Genomic DNA, 19880 nt, shown 5'->3' with positions numbered 1-19880 from the left:
GCCAAATTACCGGCACTCTGAGTAGCATCTTCTCCAACAGGAGAAGATGCCGGGTGGAAAATCAGCACAGCTCCAGCTGCACGTCGTACTGTTCGATGATTTTCATTACGCTCGGTGGCGGTAACTGGTCGGTAAACAGGTAGTCGATCAGGTTCATATTGCCGAGGTTGACCATCGCATTGCGGCCGAATTTGGAATGGTCGGTCACCAACATCACGCAGCGCGAGTTTTCGATAATTGCGCGTTTGGTACGCACTTCATGGTAGTCGAATTCGAGCAGCGAGCCGTCCATGTCGATGCCGCTGATGCCGAGAATGCCGTAATCGAGCCGGAACTGGGAGATAAAGTCCAGCGTGGCCTCGCCCATGATGCCGCCATCGCGGGTGCGTACTTCGCCGCCGGCCAGGATCAGGCGGAAATCTTCCTTGGAGGTCAGCAGGGTGGCTACGTTCAGGTTGTTGGTCACCACGCGCAGGTTTTTATGGTTCATCAGCGCGTGAGCGACCGCTTCCGGCGTGGTGCCGATGTCGATAAACAGCGTGGCGCCGTCGGGGATCTGGCTGGCGACGCGCTGGGCGATACGCGCTTTCTCTTCCGACCACATCACTTTGCGATCGTTATAGGCGGCGTTGACCGAGCTGGAAGGCAACGCGGCACCGCCGTGGTGGCGCTGAATCTTGTTCTGATCGGCAAGGTCATTCAAATCACGGCGAATCGTTTGCGGGCTGACGTCGAAATGTTCGACCAGTTCTTCCGTACTGACATAACCCTGCAGGCGCACCAGCTCGATAATTGCGTCATGACGCTGTGTTTGCTTCACGATAATCCCCTAAAACGCCCGGCTTGTACCTGGCTGTTATTGTTCGTTGTGCGCGCGATGACGCGTGTCCCAAAATGCCATCAATAACCCTAACACTAAACCGGCCACGTGTGCCGCGTTAGCGATCGACATTCCTAAAATATCGAAGTACCCGGCCACCAGCCAGAGCACTGAAAATACCATCAGGCCGCGCGGCAGCATCAGGCCGCGTTCCGGTGCCCGTTCGCCGCTGAGCCAGCTGTAGCCCATCAGCGCATAGACCACGCCGGACAGGCCGCCGAACAACGCGCCGCTGAACAGCGACTGCGCCCAACCGCTGAAGAAGGCCGATACTACTGCCAGTACGAACAGCTTGCCGGTGCCGAGGCGTTTTTCCAGCGGGCCGCCGAGATACCACCACCACAGCAGGTTAAAGGTGATGTGCAGCAGCGAAAAATGCAAAAACGCGTGGCTGACCCAGCGCCACAGCTGCGGGTATTGGCTGCTGTCTTGCGGCCAGGAGAGCCAGTACATCACGGTGTCATCGCCCATCGCCTGCATCAGGATATACACCGCAATGCACAGCACCATCACGCCCAGCGTCAGCGGCCCGGCCTTGCTGCGCAGGGTTTGCAGATAGGAGTAGCCTGGGTAGTGCAGATCGGCGCCGGTGTTGCCGGTTTCCCAACTGGCGGCCTGATAGCGGCGGTTGAGCGGATCGGCCTGGAACTGCTGCAATTCGTGCTGCACCTGCTCCAGATGGCTGTCGTCAGCCAGCCAGATTTCCGCCGCCTCGCCGGTATTGTGCACGCTAAGTTCAATGCCCTGTGTCGCCATGTAGTCGACAAAGGCCTGAGCCAGGCGGGGGTTGGATACGGCGATTACTCGAACCATAGATATTCCGTTTCATATACCCGCCGCCTTTCAAGCCACGGCGTTGTTGGCCGCAGCTTGAAATTCACAGGGTAAAGATAAGTTGGACCGTCGATTTACCGCCGACGGCGTTGACGGCTGATTATACCGTTGAAATCTTGAACGCAGGCAAGGGATCTGCGAAAAACCAGTAAAAACACCTACTAACGGCCCCGCAGTGGCCAATAAACCCCGCGGTTTTCCCGCCATGGGCCGGCGAATATTGCAGCGATTTTTGTTTACTTCCGTTTAGCCCCGCAACATATGATCACAGTCACTTTTTAACCACCGGGGGTCCCTTACTCTCAAAAACAGGTGCTGAGGTGACTATGTTTCTCGAAGAACGACGCAATAACATCCTGGATTATCTGGATAAATATGAACGCGTTAGCGTGGCGTACCTGGCCACGTCTTTTGCGGTGACCAAAGAAACCATCCGCAGTGATTTAAACGTGCTGGCGCAACTGGGGTTAGTGCAGCGTTGCCATGGCGGCGCGATCGTCATCCGCCGCAGCCTGCAGGCCAAATTAATTACCGAAACCGACGGCACGTTCGAAGTGCTGTTAAGGCGCCTGGAAAGCCAGAAAAGAAAGGTGCCGGAGAGAGGAAAAAACATGCGAGGCAAGGTCTGTATTCTGGGGTCATTCAATGTCGATATCGTCGCCAGGGTGGCGCGCTTTCCCAAAGGCGGCGAATCGCTGCTGGCGCTCGGCAGTACGCTTGGCCCCGGCGGCAAGGGGGCCAATCAGGCGATGGCCGCCAGCCGGGCCGGCGCTCAGGTGCATTTCGTGTCCAAAGTGGGCAAAGATCAGTTCAGTCAGTTCGCTTTCGACCATCTCTCTTCGTCGGAAATCCACTCATTCACCTTATACCAGTCGGAAACCGAGCCGACCGGCAACGCCATCATTTATGTTTCGCAGCAGGACGGCGAGAACATGATCGCCATTTATTCCGGCGCCAATAAAACCATCACCGACGAAGAAGTGACGGCGATCGCCCCGGAACTGGCCGGCGCAGACGTGCTGCTGCTGCAACTGGAGAATAACTTTAACGCCACCCTGAACGCCATGAAACTGGCCAATGCGTTGGGGATCCGGGTGATCCTCAATCCTGCGCCTTACTCCGCCGATGCGCTGCAATGCCTGGAATATGTCGATGTGATTACCCCGAATGAAACCGAGGCCTCGTTGCTGTCCGGCGTGGAGGTCACGGATTTGAACAGCGCCAGAGAGGCGGCGCAGCGTATCGCCGGGCTGGGTGCCCGACGGGTCATCATCACCATGGGCGCGCGCGGAGCGATGATCCTCGAAGGTTCGCAGTTCCAGCACATTCCCGCTTTCCCGGCACTTAGCGTCGATACCACCGGCGCGGGGGATGCGTTCAACGGCGCCTTCGCCGCGGCTATCGCCACCGGGCAAACGATTGCCCAGGCGGCAACCTATGCCGCCGCCTTTGCGTCACTGGCGGTGGAAAGAGAAGGGGCGTCCAACATGCCGCAACATCAACAGGTGGTGGCTCGTCTGAGCCAGCGCTGATCCCTAATCAAACAACACCATTGTCTGCCGCGTCAGCGCGGTGTGAGGAGCAAAAATGAAGAACATCGAGGGCATTGTGCCGGTAATGCTAACGCCGTTTACCACCCAGAACGAGATTGACTACCCTGGCCTGGCGCGCCTGATCGACTGGTATTTGCTGCGAGGCGTCGATGCGTTGTTCGCCGTCTGTCAGTCCAGCGAGATGCAATTCCTCAGCCTGGCTGAACGGGTTGAGTTGGCGCGTTTTGTGGTGCAGCGGGTAGATGGCCGGGTGCCGGTTATCGCTTCCGGCCATATCAGCGATGCGCTGGAGCAGCAAATTGAAGAGCTGCAGGCGATGGCGCAAACCGGCATCGACGCGCTGGTGCTGGTGACCAACCATCTTGACGCGCAGCGCCAGGGCAGTGCGGCGTTTTTCGCCACGCTGGACAGCCTGCTGGCGGCGTTGCCGGTTAGCATGCCGCTCGGCCTGTACGAATGTCCGGCGCCTTACCGCCGTTTGCTGAGCGATGAAGAGCTGAGCTATTGCGCCGACAGCGGCCGCTTTGTCGTGCTGAAGGACGTCAGTTGCGATCTGCCGACCGTGGCGCGTCGGGTGGCATTAACCGCAGGGACGCCGTTGAACATCATCAATGCCAACGCCGCTATCGCCTGGCCGGCGATGCAGGCCGGATCCAAAGGGTTCAGCGGGGTGTTCACCAATTTTCACCCGGAGCTGTACCACTGGTTGTATCACCACGGCGCGCAGCGGCCTGAGCTGGCGCAGGAACTGGCGACCTTCCTGTCGCTGGCGGCGGTCACGGAGACGCTGGGTTACCCGAAAAACGCCAAAATCTATCACCAACGTTTGGGCACTTTCGACAGCGATCTGTGCCGGGTAAATCAAGACGACGTGCTGGAGAAATTCTGGGGGCTGGGCGTGCTGTTGGATCAAATCCGCAGCGGCACCGGGTTCTACCGGCAAAAAATTGCCGGTTAAGGCCGGGCGGGAAGATGGCGACATCCTCCCGCGGTTCAACAACACCGCCGTACCTACTACACCCGCTAAAACTATCACTACAAGGGGAACACCATCATGATGATTTGCGATCTGCAGGACTGGGCGCGGGAAAAACACGCGTTTCATCCGATTATCCATCAGGCTATCGCGTTTATCGAACGCACCGACTTTGCCACGCTGCAACCCGGTAAAATCGACATTATTCCCGGCAAGATGTTTTGCCTGCTGCAGGAGATGAGCACCGTGCCGGCACTGCAAATGCGCCCTGAGTCGCACTTTGACTACGTTGACGTGCAGTACCTGCTCCAGGGGGAAGAAACCATCGGCGTGGCGCGCCGCCGGGGCGATGAACCCGTAGCGGAAGAGCGGCCCCATCACGACATCGTGTTTTACCAGCAGGTGCAAAATGAAATTGCGGTTCCGCTGCTGCCCGGCACCTTTGCGGTATTTTTCCCGCACGATCTGCATCGTCCTTGCTGCCAAACCCACGGTGAGTCCTTTATTCGCAAAGCCGTGATTAAAATTCACCTCAGCCTGTTTACGGAGCCGCAATCATGAAAGAGGCGACTTCTGCGTTGCATGCATCGGCTGCCGCACCGGCGGCGCCGATCTCCCGTTTGCGCTGGGGCATTATCCTGATCCTGTTGATTGCCGCGGTGGTGAATTATCTCGATCGCGCCAATCTGAGCATCGCCAATACCACTATCGCCCGGGAGTTTGGCTTTTCCTCTACCGAAATGGGCCTGCTGCTGTCGGCGTTTTTGTGGCCTTACGCGCTTGCCAACCTGCCCGCCGGCTGGCTGGTGGACAAGTTGGGGCCGAAGAAAATGTTTTCCTGGGCACTGGGGTTGTGGTCGGCATTTACCGTGATGGCGGCGTTCGTCAACAGCTACTCGATGTTCTATGGTCTGCGGATGCTGCTGGGCGTATCGGAATCCCCGTTTTTCACTTCGGGGATCAAGATCACCCATCGCTGGTTCTCGGAGAAAGAGCGTGGCCTGCCTACTTCGATCATCAACACCGGTTCGCAGATTGCCAACGCCATCGCTCCACCGATCCTCACCGTGTTGCTGCTGACGCTCGGCTGGCGCGGCATGTTTATCGCCATTGGTCTGGCGGGCATTCCGCTGATGCTGGCCTGGCTGAAGTTTTACCGTGACCCGACGGCGCGGGAAGAGGCGTTGATCCACGCCGAAAAACGCGCGGCTGCAAAAGCGGTCAGCCAGGAGCGGAGCGGGAGTTGGGGGTCTCTGTTCCGTCATAAAACCACCTGGTTCATGATTTTGGGCAACTTTTCCATCATGTTCACCATCTGGGTCTACCTCACCTGGCTGCCGAGCTACCTGGAGAATTCGCTGGGCTTTAGCCTGAAACAGACCGGCTGGATCGCGTCGATCCCGTTTTTTGCCGGCATTTTGGGGGTATTGTGCGGCGGGGCGATTTCCGATCGTTTGATCCGTCGTGGGGTGAAAGCGATCACCGCACGCAAGATCCCGATCGTCTGCGGCGCCGCGCTGGCGGCCTGCTGCGTAGCGCCGATCGCCTTTGTCGACAGTACGCCGCTGTGCATTTTATTGCTGTCGCTGGGGTATTTCTTCTCGCAACTGCCTTCCGGCGTGATCTGGACGCTGGCGACGGATATCGCACCGAAACAGCAGGTGGCTTCGTTGGGGGCGATCCAGAACTTTGGCGGTTTCCTCGGCGCGGCGATGGCACCGATTGTCACCGGAGTGATCCTCGATCTGACCGGGCAGTTCACCAATGTGTTCTTGCTGGGGGCGGGTTTGCTGATGTTGGGGGCGTTTAGCTACGGCCTGTTTGTCAAACGGCCGATGGCGGCGGCGGAGTAGCGAAGGAAGAGGGCGCATGATGCGCCCTGAGGTTGATGACAAAGTTGTCTTTGAGTCCGAGATACCCGGGCCTAGCGCACCGAGGGGCGCTCCGACGGCCAAGGCCGTTACGACCCCTTCGGCACGCTCTCCCTAATAACGGGTTTTGTCAGCAATCTGAGGGTGCATGATGCGCCCTGATTTTTTACGCTGAAGTTTCAACGTCCTGCGGGTACTGACGTGCCCAGGCCTCAAAGCCGCCATCAATGCTGTACACCGCATCAAACCCCTGATTCAGCAGGTATTGCGCCGCGCTGCGGCTGCTGTTGCCGTGGTAGCACATCACCATCACCGGCCGGTCAAAATCGTTGTGCTGCATAAATGCTTGCAGGCTGGCGTTGGTGAGGTGAAATGCGCCCGGCGTGTGCCCGGCTTCAAAACTCTGCGGATCGCGGATGTCGACCAGGGCGGCGCTGCCTTCTTTCCAGCGCGCATAGGCCTGTTCAACGTTGATCGCTTCAAACTGTTCCATGACTTCCGACTGCCTTGTAATGAGAATATGCCGCCATTGTAACCAACTCTGCGGCAATTAAGACCAGAGCAACGCTGTGGTTTTTAAGCACCGTAGCCCATCATCTTCAGCAGTTGCTGCGCCTGCTGCACCGCTTCCTGGCGGTGGGCCACGCCCAGCTTCTGATACAGGTTGCGGATATGGGTTTTGATGGTGGTGGCCGCCACGTCCAGTTCGCCGGCGATCTGGTCGTTGCTGTAACCGGAATAAATCAGCCCCAGTACCTGCCATTCGCGCTGCGTCAGCGGGCTGGTGCGGATCAGTTCCGGCACCTGCGGGTGGGTTAGCAGCTTATCGACGAAGTTTTCGTCAAAATGCGCGAATTTATGCCGATGATGCTGGTTGATGTCGCGCAGAATGCGCTGAGCGCGATGGTGTTCCAGCTCCGGCAGCGTATTGAGCTGAATCAGCTGACGCAGCTGCTGCGCCATCACTTCGCCCTCAATGACAAAGTGGCTGATAAATCCGGTGCGGCTGGCCAGTGACAGCGCCTCCATCAGTACCCTTTGCGCATCGCCTTTACGCTCCATCTGCCAGTAAAGCTGGTTGCTGAGCAGCAGGTTGCGGTTCAGATCGCTCACCAGCCGCAGGCGGCGGGCGTTTTCGTTCAGTTCATCCAGCACCACTTCGGCCTCTTCGTACTGGCCGAGCATGATTTGCACCCGGGCGATATTACGCCACTGGCCCTGCATAAAGTGGTTATCCGCCATGCCGGGTTTTTCGGTCTGGCGCAGCCATTGGGCCGCAGCGGCGGTGTCGCCGGTCATCTGCCAGTGGATCACCCGCGGCTTGTCGGCGTTGGTCAGCCAGTCGCGATGGTACTGAGTGCCGTGCAGCAGCGCTTCGCAACGCTGCAGGTGCGCATTGGCGTTATCCAGATCGCCGCGCGCCAGCGAGCATTTGGCCAGCATGGCGATGCACTGCAGTTGCTGCTGAGGCTGGTAGTTGGCCAGAATTTTCAGGCCCTGGCGCGCCGCGTCTTCCGCTTCGTCCAGCCGCGACCAGGACCACAGGATCTGCGAGCGGATACGCAGCAGGAACTCATGCATCGGCAACTGTTCCAGATGCTGTTCGCGCACCAGTTCAAAAGCCTTGTCCTGCGTCTCATAGGCGGCCTGCAGGAAACCCTGGGCAATCAGAATTTCGCTCTGCTGCAACAGCGCCCACAGCGCGTAGTGATAGGCCTGATGGCGTCGCGCCATCTGCTCGGTTTGCTGCATCATCGGCAACGCGCGGGCCAGCTCGCCCTTGCAGTGATGGACTTCGCCGGTCACCGAGGTGGCGACGATGCGGCTGTAATAACTGGACAGCGGCAGAAACTTCAGCGCTTCGGTGGCCAGGCGTTCGGCCTCTTCCGGCTTGCCGGCGTTGATCGCCACCTGTGCGCGCAGGGCATCGAATTCGGCATGCAGGGTCTGATCGACGTCGATTTTTTGATCGCGCATCGCCTGTTCGGCGCGTTCCAACAGGGTGTTCACTTCGATGTAGCGGTGTTGGCTCTGCGCCAGCCAGGCCTGCAACAACGCCAGCTTGGGACTTTGAATCAGCCGTTCATACGGCAATGCGTTCAGGCACTCTTCCAGCAGTGCCAGCTCGCTGTGATGGAACAGCGACCAGGCGTGTTGCAGCAGGATATCGCGCAGCATGCTGACGTCGCTGGCCGCCAGCGCATGGTGAATCGCCTCCGCCGGGTAACCCAATGCCAGCCAACCTTCGGCGGCGGCGCGGTGCAGCCCCGGCAGTTCCAGCGCCAGCTCCCATTGGCAGCGTTGGCGCAGGAAGGTGGCGAACAGCGGATGGAAGCAGAACCATTCGCCGGTGTCGTCCATGCGGTGGATAAACAGCCCCTGGCGCTCCAGCTCTTCCAGCCGCTGTTGGCCGTTATCTTCGCCGGTCAGGCGTACGATCAGCGCATCGTTCATGGAGCGCAGCACCGAGCAGCGCAGCAGGAAGGCACGCGCCCCGGCATCGACGTGATCCAGCACTTCATCCACCAGATAATCGGACAGGTGACTGGCGTTCAGACCGGCCAGGCGTTTGGCGGATTGCTGTGCAGAAGAGGTGGATTGCCGGGCAGACAGCGCAATCAGCTGCAACGCGGTGGCCCACCCTTCGACTTCGTCGCACAGGCGACTGCTGTCATGTTGCTCCATCGGTGCGGCCAGGCGGCAGTCGAAGAATTGTTTGGCTTCCTGATGGGTAAACGCCAGCTGCTGCGTGCCCATCTCCAACAGTTGATCGCGCACGCGCAGGTTGGCGATGCCCAGTGGCGGCAGGGTGCGGGACAGCAGGATCAGCGTCAGGTTTTCCGGTTGGTGGCGCAAGAAGAAGCGCATGGCCTCATGGATGACGTCATTGGTGATCAGGTGGTAGTCGTCAATCACCAGGTACAGCGGCTGATGCCAGTCGGAAAGTTCAATGAACAGCTGGGCGAACAGCGCCGACAGGCTGGCGTACTGATGTTTTTGGCTCAAGGCTTCGCTCTTCACGCAGTGACCGCCGCTGGCATGTTGCAAGGCGGCGATCAGGTAGCTGGCAAAGCGCTCGGGTTGGTTGTCGCTTTCATCCAGCGAGTACCAACCCAAATCTGATTTGCCGGCTGCCCATTGTGCGACCAGCGTAGTTTTTCCGTATCCCGCAGGGCAATTAACCAATGTCAGGCGATAGTTTGCCGTGCCGGCTAATTTGGCCAGCAGGCGATCGCGGATCACGGTATTTTGCAGCCGTACCGGACGGCTCAGTTTTGATGGGATCAGCATAGTATTCCAGAGTGAAAATCGCGGCTCCCGTAGCCGTTGGCCTGCCCGAAGGAGTTCATTTCATCGCGACTCCTGCCGGGATCGGAGTAAAACTAATTATTTTATGGCTCGTAATTAATCACCCTCCTAACTTCTGACAACGTTAAACGTATTGCAACAAGGTTCATCTTTGGCTTGGAGTTAAATTGCTATTGATCACACTTTTTTACGTTTGCAGGCAAATCATTGCGCAATTGCGGCGTTGTGGGGCGGTTTGGTAACGCGGTTGTGGGAAAGCCTTTCGATGCATGTACAAAACTTCATCAGCCGCATCAACTATGCTAATTTCATGGCGGGGATTTTCTGCTTATTCTCAGTGCTCGCCGCGCGGGTCGGCGGGCTTTTTTGCATTATGCAAGGGAGTCAAAAAGTGCCTGAGATCACAATTTTAGCTACGCCCCAATCCTCCTCCCCAGCTAATCCCCAGGCGGGATGATGCCTTCAACCTTTCTCCCCGGCACGATAACGGTAATTTGACCCACTTACTGGATAGAGAGTTTCCCTTATGTCACAGCCTATGCTTAAAAAGGATGCTTTTCTGGCGGCACTGAGCCGTCAGTGGCAACGGTTTGGCCTCAGTTCCGCACAACAGATGACCCAACACCAATGGTGGGAGGCGGTAAGCCGAGCGCTGGCCGAGCAACTGGCCGCGCAACCGGCACCGCGTAAAAGCACCAAGCCGCTGCGCCACGTGAACTACATTTCGATGGAGTTTCTGATTGGCCGCCTGACGGCGAACAACCTGATTAACCTGGGCTGGTACGACACCGTCGAACAGGCATTGGCGGAGCAGGATATCAAGCTGGCGGATCTGCTGGAGCAGGAAACCGATCCGGCGCTGGGCAACGGCGGGCTGGGGCGTCTGGCGGCCTGTTTCCTGGATTCGATGGCGACGGTGGAGCAACCGGCCACCGGCTATGGGCTCAATTACCAATACGGGCTGTTCCGCCAGTCGTTCAGCGGTGGCCAGCAGCAAGAGGCGCCGGATAACTGGCAGCGCGAAAGCTACCCCTGGTTCCAGCACAATGCCGCGCTGTCGGTGGATGTCGGTATCGGCGGGAAACTGGAGAAACTGGCCGATGGCCGCGAACTGTGGCACCCGGAATTTACCCTGCGCGGCGAAGCCTGGGATTTGCCGGTGCTGGGCTTCCGTAATGGCGTGACCCAACCGCTGCGCCTGTGGCAGGCGACCCATCAGCACCCGTTCGATCTGGGGGATTTCAACGACGGCAAATTCCTGCAGGCGGAGAAGCAGGGAGTAGAAGCCGCCAAGCTGACCAAGGTACTGTACCCGAACGACAACCATCAGGCGGGCAAGCGTCTGCGCCTGATGCAGCAATATTTCCAGTGCGCCTGTTCGGTGGCGGATATCCTGCGCAAACACCATCAGGCCGGCCGCAAGATTGAAGACCTGCCTAAGTATGAAGTGATTCAACTCAACGACACTCACCCCACCATCGCCATCCCGGAAATGCTGCGCATTCTGCTGGATGAGCATCAGTTGGAATGGGATGCTGCCTGGGCGATCACCAGCAACACCTTTGCCTACACCAACCACACCCTGATGCCCGAGGCGCTGGAGTGCTGGGATGAGAAGCTGGTGCGCAGCCTGCTGCCGCGTCATTTCTCCATCATCAAGCAGATCAATGCCAACTTCAAAAAGCTGGTGGATAAACACTGGTCGGGCGACAAGGCGGTTTGGGCCAAGCTGGCGGTACACCATGACAAACAGGTGCGCATGGCCAATTTGTGCGTGGTCAGCGGTTTTGCGGTCAACGGCGTAGCGCAGTTGCACTCCGATCTGGTGGTGAAAGACCTGTTCCCGGAATATCACCAGCTGTGGCCGAACAAATTCCACAACGTCACCAACGGCATCACGCCGCGTCGCTGGCTGAAACAGTGTAACCCGGCGTTGTCGGGGCTGATTGACGAGACGCTGAAGGTCGAGTGGGCAAACGATCTCGACGCGCTGAAAGGGCTGGAAAAATACGCCGATGACGCGGCATTCCGCCAGCGTTATCAGCAAATCAAGCGCGATAACAAAGTCGCATTGGCAAACTATGTGCACGGCGTAATGGGGCTGACGTTGAACCCGGACGCCATTTTCGACGTGCAGATCAAGCGCCTGCACGAATACAAACGCCAGCATTTGAACCTGTTGCACATTCTGTCGCTGTATCGCCAACTGCGCGACAACCCGAATCTGGACATCGTGCCTCGGGTGTTCCTGTTCGGGGCCAAAGCGGCACCGGGCTATTATCTGGCGAAGAACATCATTTATGCGATCAATCAGGCGGCTTCGGTGATCAATAACGATCCGCTGGTGAAGGATCGGCTGAAAGTGGCGTTTATTCCCGACTACCGCGTTTCCGTCGCTGAACTGATGATCCCGGCGGCGGATATCTCCGAGCAGATCTCCACCGCCGGCAAAGAGGCGTCCGGCACCGGCAATATGAAGCTGGCGCTCAACGGCGCGCTGACCGTCGGTACGCTGGACGGCGCCAATGTGGAGATTGCCGAGCAGGTGGGCGAAGACAATATCTTTATCTTCGGCAATACCGTCGATCAGGTGAAGGCGTTGCTGGCCAAAGGCTATGATCCGCTCAGCTACCGCAAGAAGGACAAACACCTGAAGGCGATCCTCGATGAGTTGGCGAGCGGTGCATTCAGCGATGGCGACAAGCATGCCTTCGACATGATGCTGCATAGCCTGCTGGAAGGCGGTGACCCTTATCTGGTGCTGGCCGACTTCGCTTCGTATTGCCAGGCTCAACGGCAGGTAGACGAGTTGTATCGTGACAAGGACGAGTGGACGCGCCGCACTATTCTTAACACCGCGCGGGTCGGTATGTTCAGTTCGGATCGTTCGATCCGCGACTACCAGCAGCGTATCTGGCAAGCCAAGCGTTAAGGAGAGCGAATGGATCGCAAGCGCATCGACCAAGCGGCCGCTCAGGCGGGTATTGCCGCTGATTATATTAACGCTCATGGGAAACAGCAGGCGATCGCGCAGGACACCAAGCGCAAGCTGCTGGATGCCATGGGGCGGACTGCCGCACCGCAGGAGGCTGCGGTGACGCCGCTGCCGGCGGTCAAGGTGTTTTATCAGGGCGCGCCGGTGGCGTTGCCGCTTGCGGGCAGCGGCGAGTACCTCTGGACGCTGCTGCGGGAAGACGGTAGCCGGCAACAGGGGCGCGCCAGCGCGCGCAAAACCTTTACCCTGCCGGGCGAGTTGCCGGCGGGTTATCACCAATTGACGCTGACCCAGGGCGAACAGCAGTGGCAGTGCCGGTTGATTGTTGCGCCGAAACGCTGCTTCGAGCCGGACGCGCTGCTGACCGGGCAAAAGCTGTGGGGCGCTTGCGTGCAGCTTTACACGCTGCGGTCCGATCGTAACTGGGGCATCGGCGATTTTGGCGATCTGCGGCAAATGGTGGAGCAGGTCGGTGAACGCGGCGGCGCTTTTGTCGGGCTGAACCCGATCCACGCGCTGTATCCGGCGAACCCGGAAAGCGCCAGCCCGTACAGCCCGTCGTCGCGACGTTGGCTGAACCTGGTGTATATCGATGTGAACGCGGTGGAAGAGTTCCAGCGCAGCGATGCGGCGCAGAAATGGTGGCTGAAGCCGGCAACGCAAAAACAGCTGGCCAAAGCGCGCAGCAGCGAACAGGTGGATTACAGCACGGTGACGCAGCTCAAGCTGGCGGCGCTGAAACTGGCGTTCCCGTTGTTTCAGGGGCGTAAAGCCGGTGACGAGCAGCGTCAGGCGTTCGAGCAGTTTGTTGCCGAGGGTGGCGACAGCCTGTATCAACAGGCGGCGTTTGACGCATTGCATGCTCATCTTGCCGCCGCTGACGGCAGCCTGTGGGGTTGGCCGGCCTGGCCGGAGCAATATCGGCAGGGCGACAGCGCCGCAGTGAAGCAGTTTTGCCGGCAGCAGCAGGATTCGGTGACTTTCTATCTGTGGTTGCAGTGGTTGGCCGCCAGCCAGTTCGCCGACTGTTTCCGCCAGAGCCAGCAACAGCAAATGCCGATTGGCCTGTATCGCGATTTGGCGGTGGGCGTGGCGGAGGGCGGTGCGGAAACCTGGTGCGATCGCGAGCTTTATTGCCTGAAAGCGTCGGTTGGCGCACCGCCGGACATCCTTGGCCCGCTGGGGCAAAACTGGGGGCTGCCGCCGATGGATCCGCACGTAATGGCGGCGCGGGGCTACCAGCCGTTTATCGACCTGTTGCGCGCCAATATGACCAGTTGCGGTGCGCTGCGCATTGACCACGTAATGGCATTGCTGCGCCTGTGGTGGATCCCCTACGGAGAAACCGCCGATCATGGCGCTTACGTGAAATACCCGGTGGATGACTTGCTGGCGGTGTTGGCGCTGGAGAGCCAGCGCCACCGCTGTATGGTGATCGGCGAGGACCTGGGCACCGTGCCGGTCGAGATTGTCGCCAAACTGCGCGACAGCGGTGTCTATTCTTATAAGGTGCTGTATTTCGAACGTGACGGCGAGAACCACTTCCGCGCGCCGCAGGCCTACCCGGTGCAGGCGATGGCGACCATCACCACGCATGACCTGCCGACGTTGCGCGGTTATTGGCAGAGCGGCGATCTGCAACTTGGCAACAAGCTGGGGCTGTATCCGGATGCGGAGATCCTGAAAGAACTGTTTGCCGATCGTGAGCGCGCCAAGCAGGGGTTGCTGGACGGATTGCATCATTATGGCTGTGTGCCGCAGAAGGTGGGCAAGAAGGCGGCGTTGCTGAACATGAGCCCGTTGTTGAACCGTGGTTTACAGCGCTATGTCGCCGACAGCGCCAGCGCACTGCTGGGCCTGCAGCCGGAAGACTGGCTGGACATGGCCGAACCGGTCAATATTCCCGGCACCAGCGATCAGTACCCAAACTGGCGGCGTAAACTGAACAAAACGCTGGAGGAGATGTTTGCCGATCAGCAGGTTAACCGGCTGCTGAAGGATTTGGACAAGCGTCGGCGAACGGTGTCGGTGGGGTAACTGTCATAAAAATGCCGGATTTGGCGAAGCCAATCCGGCATTTTTCTTTCCGTTTTCAGGCTGTCGCCTGGAGAGCGGGTATCAGTAGTAAGAGTGCTCGCCGCGCTGATGCTCGGTCAGATCGCGCACGCCTTTCAGCTCAGGGAACTTCTGCAGCAGCTCTTTCTCGATCCCTTCCTTCAGCGTTACGTCGACCATTGAACAGCCGTTACAGCCGCCGCCGAACTGCAGGATCGCCAAGCTGTCTTCGGTGATTTCCATCAGCGTTACGCGGCCGCCGTGGCCTGCCAGCTGCGGGTTGATCTGCGATTGCAGCACGTATTCAACGCGCTCCATCAGCGGGGCGTTGTCGTCGACCTTGCGCATTTTGGCATTTGGCGCTTTCAGCGTCAGCTGCGAACCCAACTGGTCGGTGACGAAGTCGATTTCGGCATCTTCCAGATAAGGTTTGCTCAGCTCGTCAATATAGGCGGACAGCTTTTCGAACTTCAGCTCGGTGTCTGTCGCTTCCACGGCGTCCGGCGGGCAATAAGAGACACCGCATTCGGCCGTAGGCGTACCCGGGTTGATCACGAATACGCGGATTTGGGTGCCTTCTTCTTGATTTGCCAGCAGTTTGGCAAAGTGTTCCTGTGCGGTATCTGTTATACGAATCATAGCATTAGCTCAGTAGTTGACTTCTATTGTCGGTTATAATACGCCCATTGCCGTGGCACTACAATGTGCGGCAAACGCACCAGATTTGTATCGATGCGGCACCCTGCCGCAGCAAGAGCCTGGCGATTTCCGCCACCGTACTGCCGGTCGTCACCACATCATCCAACAGGGCAACGTGTCGGCCTGCCAGCGGTTCATTACAGCGAAAGGCACCGCGCAGATTGCGCCTGCGCATACGGGCAGGCAGCCGTAGCTGCGGGGCTGTTTTTCGTACCCGTCTCAGGGCGGCGGGGCGGTAATCGCAACCCAGCCAGTGCGCCAGCGGCCGCGCCAGCAGATCGCTCTGATTATAGCCACGTCGCCAGCAGCGTTTAGCCTGCAAGGGTACCGCTAAAATCACATCGGGTCTGTTCAGATACTGCTCTCTATGCGCTCGTTGCCAGTTTAGCAATATCAGCCGCGCCAGCAGCGGCGCCAGTTCCGGTGCGTGCTGAAACTTGAATTTTTTGATCAGTTGGCGAAGCGGCGCGACGTAGTCGCCGACGAACACCAGCGCCTGCCAGGGTGGTGGCCGTTGCAGGCAGCGGCCGCAGGGGTGTACGGCGTCACCGGCGGGCAGACCGCAGCAGGGGCAACACAGTGGCTTGGCCGGCAGATGGCGCAGGCAGTAACTACAGATACCGTGGTGGCTAAGGCATAATGGTTGCCGGCATAGCCAACAACGGCTGTGGATTGATAGCATAGCCGTCCTCCCTGACGGTTGAGAATGAAAGGACAATAACTGATGACCGCGCTGTACTGGCAAACAATAGGTGAAGGCGAACGCGATCTTGTGCTGCTGCACGGATGGGGACTGAATGCGGAGGTGTGGGGTTGCACGCTTGAGCGGCTGACGCCGCATTTTCGCCTGCATCTGGTCGATCTGCCGGGCTATGGCCGCAGTCAGGGGTTTGGCAGCATGTCGCTCGCGCAGATGGCGGAGATCGTGCTGGCCGCCGCACCGCCGCAGGCCTGGTGGCTGGGCTGGTCGCTCGGCGGGCTGGTGGCCGGCCAGATTGCGCTGACGCAACCTCAGCGGGTACGCGGGCTGATCACCGTGGCTTCCTCGCCGTGCTTTGCCGCGCAGGACGATTGGCCGGGGATCCGCCCAGAGGTGCTGAGCGGTTTTCAGCAACAGCTGAGCCAGGATTTCCAGCGCACGGTAGAACGCTTTCTGGCATTACAAACCTTGGGTACGGCAAGCGCACGGCAGGACGCACGCCTGCTGAAATCCGTGGTGTTGAATCAACCGATGCCGAGCGTCGAGGTGCTGAACGGCGGTCTGGAGATGCTGCGCACCGCTGATTTACGCCTGCCGATGGCGGAACTGGCCCTGCCGCTGCTGCGTATATACGGTTATCTGGACGGGGTGGTGCCGCGCAAGGTTGCCGCGCTGCTCGATGACAGTTGGTCGCACACCCCGTCGATCGTCATGGCTAAAGCGGCTCATGCACCTTTCATTTCCCACCCTGATGAATTTGCCGAGATTATCCGCACCTTTGTGACCGAAGGTGGCATTCCGAGTGAAAACGCACAATAAAGCGCTAAAGAAATAGCCGCTCGGTGGATAAAAAAGAAACCTGTTCGATACTTAGTGGGGTAGATGCGTTGGCTGAAAACTGAAAAACCGCTCGCGGATTTTTTCACTTTGACGTTTCGTCTCTGGGAAAAGGATTCTCGTCAGGGAAAGCAACGAGGTCTGAAGATGTCACGGCAGCCGGTGTTATTGCGCATGTACCCCTGGACGGCTTTCATAACAAATAAATGTTCCCTTGAGAGGTATGGTAATGAAATCTTTGAAAATGATTATTGCAGCCTTGGTCGTCGGTTCCGTGTCTTTCAGCTCCCTGGCGGCAACCTTGCTGACCAAAGAAGATCTGGACAAAAATCCGGGTAAATACGAGAAGATCGGTACGGTCACCACCACCGCGGAAACCACTTCGCCGATGGATGCGAAAGAAGAACTGTCGAAGAAGGCCGATGAAAAAGGCGGGCAGTATTACGTAGTCATTGCCGGCCGCGAACACGGTAAGTTCAGCGCAACAGCCGAAGTGTATAAAGACAAGTAATCATTCTTGATTAACAAGGGGGCGCATTTTGTACTGCGCCCCGATTCTTAGCGTTTTAACCGATACACCACCGTACTGCATCCCTTGCCCTCCGGGCAGCTTTTGCAACTGCCGCTCAGGCAGGCGCTGTTATCCTGTTCAATCCGCTCCACTTTACCCATCGCCGTTAAACGTTCCAGCATCGCCAGCACCAGTGGCAGTGGGGTCGTCAACTGGCGGCTGAGTTGCTGTGCCTGGGTGCTGCCTTGCAGCGCCAACGCATCGCGGATCTGCAGCAGGCCGGCCATCAGTGGCAGTTACCCTGAGCACCCTGGCAACAGGCGGCAGGCGTAGCTTTGCCCAGACGCACCGTTACCCGGCTACGCGCCCGGCGCAGGCCGAACAGGATCAGCAGATTGACCAGCACCACTATGGTGATGGCCGTTAGGCTGTACCCCGGATGCTGGCCGAAGGTGGCAATCTGATAAAACAGCGTAGCCAACGAGTAGGCGAGGTTCAGGCCCCAGAGAATGGAAAAGGTCATCCAGCCGCGGCTGGATTCACGGGCGATCGCACCCATCACCGACACACAGGGCACGTACAGCAGCACAAAGATCAGGTAGCTGTAGGCAGAGATGCCGGAGCCGAATTTGCTGCTCATCATGCCCATTGAGCTGACGCCCATTTCGCCGTCGCCCTTGCTGGCCTCGATGGGGTTGGACAGCACGCTCAGACTGAAGGTGTCTTTCAGCCCCTGCCAGGTGGTCCCCACCGCGCCGCGCAGTTCGTCCAAAAGGTTAAAGTTGGCGGCATCGAACTCGCTGTTATTGATGTGCTCGGCGGTGTAAAGGGTGTTCAGCGTGCCGACTACCACTTCCTTCGCCATGGCTCCGGTCACCAGCCCGACGGTGGCTTGCCAGTTGTCGCTGTGCACGCCCATCGGCTGCAGCAGCGGCGTCAGGACCTTGGACACCGACGCCAACGCGGAATCATTGATGTTATCGACCGGCTTGCCGCTGAACGTAAAGCTGTTCAGGCCGCCGATGAAGATGCTGGCGATCACGATCACTTTCCCGGCGCGCAGCACAAAGCCTTTCAGCCGCTGCCAGGTTTGCAGCAGCAGGCTTTTCAGGTGCGGCACATGATAAACCGGCAATTCCATGACGAACGGCGAAGCTTCGCCGCGCATGATGGTGTACTTCAGCACCAGCCCGGTGAGGATCGCCACCACGATGCCGAGCATATACAGCGAGAACACCACGCCCGCGCCGTCCTGGCCGAAGAAGGCGGCGGCAAACACCGCAAAGATCGCCAGCCGGGCGCCGCAGGACATGAACGGTGCCATCATGATGGTAATCAAGCGTTCGCGCGGGGCATCCAGCGTGCGTGCGCCCATGATGGACGGCACGTTGCAACCGAAGCCGACAATCAGCGGCACGAAGGATTTACCGGGTAGCCCAAGAGCTTGCATCAGGCGGTCCATGACAAAGGCTGCACGCGCCATGTAGCCGGAGTCTTCGAGAAAGGACAGAAACAGGTACATCATGCCGATTTGCGGCACCAGCGGCAGCACGGTGTTGATGCCGCCGCCGACGCCCTGTGCCAGGAAAATCGTCAGCCATTCGGGAAAGTGCAGGCTGTAGCCCAGCCATTGAATGCCCTGGATAAAGATTGCCGCCGAACCGATATCAAAGATCGGTTGCAGAGCGCCGCCGAGGTTGATCGCCAGCAAGAACATCAGGTACATCACCAGCAGGAAGATCGGCACCCCCAGCCAGCGGTTGAGGATCACTTTGTCGAGCGTGGCGGTCAGGCGATTCGGCATTGCCTGCTGCGAGTTGCTGACCACATCGCACAGGGTGGTTATCGACTGATAGCGGGCATCGGCAATCACCAGCGCCGGATCTTCCTGTTGCTGCTGTTGCAGCGCCAGCCTGGCCGCAGGCAGTAAGGCGGTGGCGTTGCCGGCCAATTGATGGCTGTAGATGTCGCCTTCCAGCATTTGCAACGCCAGCCAGCGGCGTTGCTCCGTTGGCAGAGTCTCCGGCATGGCGTCGCTCAGGGTAGCCATTTCCTTCAGCAGTGCCGGCGGATAGTTCACCAGCGTTTTCAGTTCGTTAAACCGGTGGTTGTCGATTATCTGCTTCAACGCGCCGATGCCGTCGGCCTTGGTGGAGACCAAAGGCACCACCGGGCAGCCGAGATGCGCCGACAGCGCAGCGATATCAATCTCGATTTGCTGGCTTCTGGCGATATCCAGCATGTTCAGCGCCACGATGCAGGGGATGCCCAGCTCCAGCAGTTGCAGCGTCAGGTACAGGTTGCGCTCAAGATTGGAGGCGTCGACGACGTTGATCAGCAAATCGGCATCGCCGCTCAGGATGTAATGGCAGGCGATCTGTTCGTCGAGCGAGGTTTGTTCCGAGATGGTGGTCAGCGAATAGGTGCCGGGCAGATCGACCAGGGTGACCTGCGATTGCGGCGTGGTGAACTGGCCTTCTTTACGCTCTACCGTCACGCCTGCCCAGTTGCCGACCCGCTGGCGTGCCCCGGTCAACTGGTTGAACAGCGTAGTTTTACCGGAATTGGGGTTGCCTATTAAGCCAATCGTGAGTTTTTTCATTATTTCGCGTGATATCAGTCAATGGACATTGAGCCGGGCGGTGGGCGCGGCCAGAGCG

The 19880-nt window shown here is 58.7% G+C and carries 16 protein-coding genes; 8 read left to right on the top strand and 8 right to left on the bottom strand.

What is annotated here, in order from left to right; genetic code table 11:
* Positions 1-61: 61 nt before the first annotated feature.
* Together D4100_RS20545 and glpG are read right to left on the bottom strand one after the other, a co-directional pair.
* The gene (locus tag D4100_RS20545; protein WP_065506717.1) at positions 62-820 is read right to left on the bottom strand and encodes a DeoR/GlpR family transcriptional regulator; all 759 of its coding nucleotides are present in this window, start codon (positions 818-820) and stop codon (positions 62-64) included.
* A 36-nt stretch (positions 821-856) separates the two neighbouring features.
* Positions 857-1693, bottom strand: a complete 837-nt coding sequence (gene glpG / locus D4100_RS20540) for a rhomboid family intramembrane serine protease GlpG (protein ID WP_065506716.1) — start codon at positions 1691-1693, stop codon at positions 857-859.
* A gap of 347 nt (positions 1694-2040) precedes the next feature.
* Between glpG and rbsK the strand changes: the two genes are divergently transcribed.
* The 4 genes from rbsK (at position 2041) to D4100_RS20520 (ending at position 6096) form a co-directional block, all read left to right on the top strand.
* Entirely contained in the window at positions 2041-3246 is a 1206-nt protein-coding gene (gene rbsK, locus D4100_RS20535) for a ribokinase (protein ID WP_065506715.1), read from the top strand.
* 55 nt (positions 3247-3301) lie between these two features.
* Complete coding sequence (locus tag D4100_RS20530) at positions 3302-4225, top strand: dihydrodipicolinate synthase family protein (protein WP_119805130.1); 924 nt, start codon at positions 3302-3304, stop codon at positions 4223-4225.
* 96 nt (positions 4226-4321) lie between these two features.
* On the top strand, positions 4322-4804 hold the full coding sequence (locus tag D4100_RS20525) for a NanQ anomerase/TabA/YiaL family protein (RefSeq protein ID WP_065506713.1): 483 nt from the start codon (positions 4322-4324) through the stop codon (positions 4802-4804).
* The gene (locus tag D4100_RS20520) at positions 4801-6096 is read left to right on the top strand and encodes an MFS transporter (RefSeq protein WP_119805129.1); all 1296 of its coding nucleotides are present in this window, start codon (positions 4801-4803) and stop codon (positions 6094-6096) included. Before D4100_RS20525 ends, D4100_RS20520 begins: the two co-directional genes overlap by 4 nt.
* Positions 6097-6280: 184 nt before the next feature.
* Here D4100_RS20520 and glpE read toward each other — a convergent pair whose 3' ends face one another.
* Positions 6281-6607, bottom strand: coding sequence for a thiosulfate sulfurtransferase GlpE (gene glpE, locus D4100_RS20515; protein WP_006319141.1), 327 nt, complete (start codon positions 6605-6607; stop codon positions 6281-6283).
* An 83-nt stretch (positions 6608-6690) separates the two neighbouring features.
* Complete coding sequence (gene malT / locus D4100_RS20510) at positions 6691-9405, bottom strand: HTH-type transcriptional regulator MalT (protein WP_119805128.1); 2715 nt, start codon at positions 9403-9405, stop codon at positions 6691-6693.
* A 544-nt stretch (positions 9406-9949) separates the two neighbouring features.
* On the opposite strand from malT, the gene malP reads away from it, so the two are divergent.
* Both malP and malQ read left to right on the top strand, forming a co-directional pair.
* Positions 9950-12355, top strand: a complete 2406-nt coding sequence (gene malP / locus D4100_RS20500) for a maltodextrin phosphorylase (protein ID WP_119805126.1) — start codon at positions 9950-9952, stop codon at positions 12353-12355.
* A 9-nt stretch (positions 12356-12364) separates the two neighbouring features.
* Positions 12365-14455 (top strand): 4-alpha-glucanotransferase, encoded by a 2091-nt coding sequence (malQ, locus tag D4100_RS20495; protein WP_006319138.1) that lies wholly within the window; start codon positions 12365-12367, stop codon positions 14453-14455.
* An 81-nt stretch (positions 14456-14536) separates the two neighbouring features.
* Here malQ and nfuA read toward each other — a convergent pair whose 3' ends face one another.
* Both nfuA and gntX read right to left on the bottom strand, forming a co-directional pair.
* The gene (gene nfuA / locus D4100_RS20490) at positions 14537-15112 is read right to left on the bottom strand and encodes a Fe-S biogenesis protein NfuA (protein WP_006319137.1); all 576 of its coding nucleotides are present in this window, start codon (positions 15110-15112) and stop codon (positions 14537-14539) included.
* A gap of 58 nt (positions 15113-15170) precedes the next feature.
* Positions 15171-15854 (bottom strand): DNA utilization protein GntX, encoded by a 684-nt coding sequence (gene gntX / locus D4100_RS20485; RefSeq protein ID WP_043912466.1) that lies wholly within the window; start codon positions 15852-15854, stop codon positions 15171-15173.
* 42 nt (positions 15855-15896) lie between these two features.
* On the opposite strand from gntX, the gene bioH reads away from it, so the two are divergent.
* Together bioH and D4100_RS20475 are read left to right on the top strand one after the other, a co-directional pair.
* Positions 15897-16691: a pimeloyl-ACP methyl ester esterase BioH gene (gene bioH / locus D4100_RS20480; protein WP_006319135.1), complete on the top strand. Its 795-nt coding sequence runs from the start codon at positions 15897-15899 to the stop codon at positions 16689-16691.
* 247 nt (positions 16692-16938) lie between these two features.
* A complete protein-coding gene (locus D4100_RS20475; protein WP_119805125.1) occupies positions 16939-17220 on the top strand; it encodes a YdgH/BhsA/McbA-like domain containing protein in 282 nt (93 codons plus the stop codon).
* A gap of 47 nt (positions 17221-17267) precedes the next feature.
* On the opposite strand, the gene D4100_RS20470 is transcribed toward D4100_RS20475, so the two are convergent.
* Positions 17268-17507 carry a FeoC-like transcriptional regulator gene (locus D4100_RS20470; protein ID WP_006319133.1) on the bottom strand — a complete coding sequence of 80 codons (240 nt, stop codon included), beginning with the start codon at positions 17505-17507 and terminating at the stop codon, positions 17268-17270.
* Entirely contained in the window at positions 17507-19822 is a 2316-nt protein-coding gene (gene feoB / locus D4100_RS20465) for a Fe(2+) transporter permease subunit FeoB (protein ID WP_119805124.1), read from the bottom strand. Before feoB ends, D4100_RS20470 begins: the two co-directional genes overlap by 1 nt.
* Positions 19823-19880: the final 58 nt, after the last annotated feature.

The sequence above is a fragment of the Serratia inhibens genome (assembly GCF_003591175.1).
GTDB lineage: Bacteria > Pseudomonadota > Gammaproteobacteria > Enterobacterales > Enterobacteriaceae > Serratia > Serratia inhibens.
This window is presented reverse-complemented; position numbering and strand designations above follow the sequence as displayed.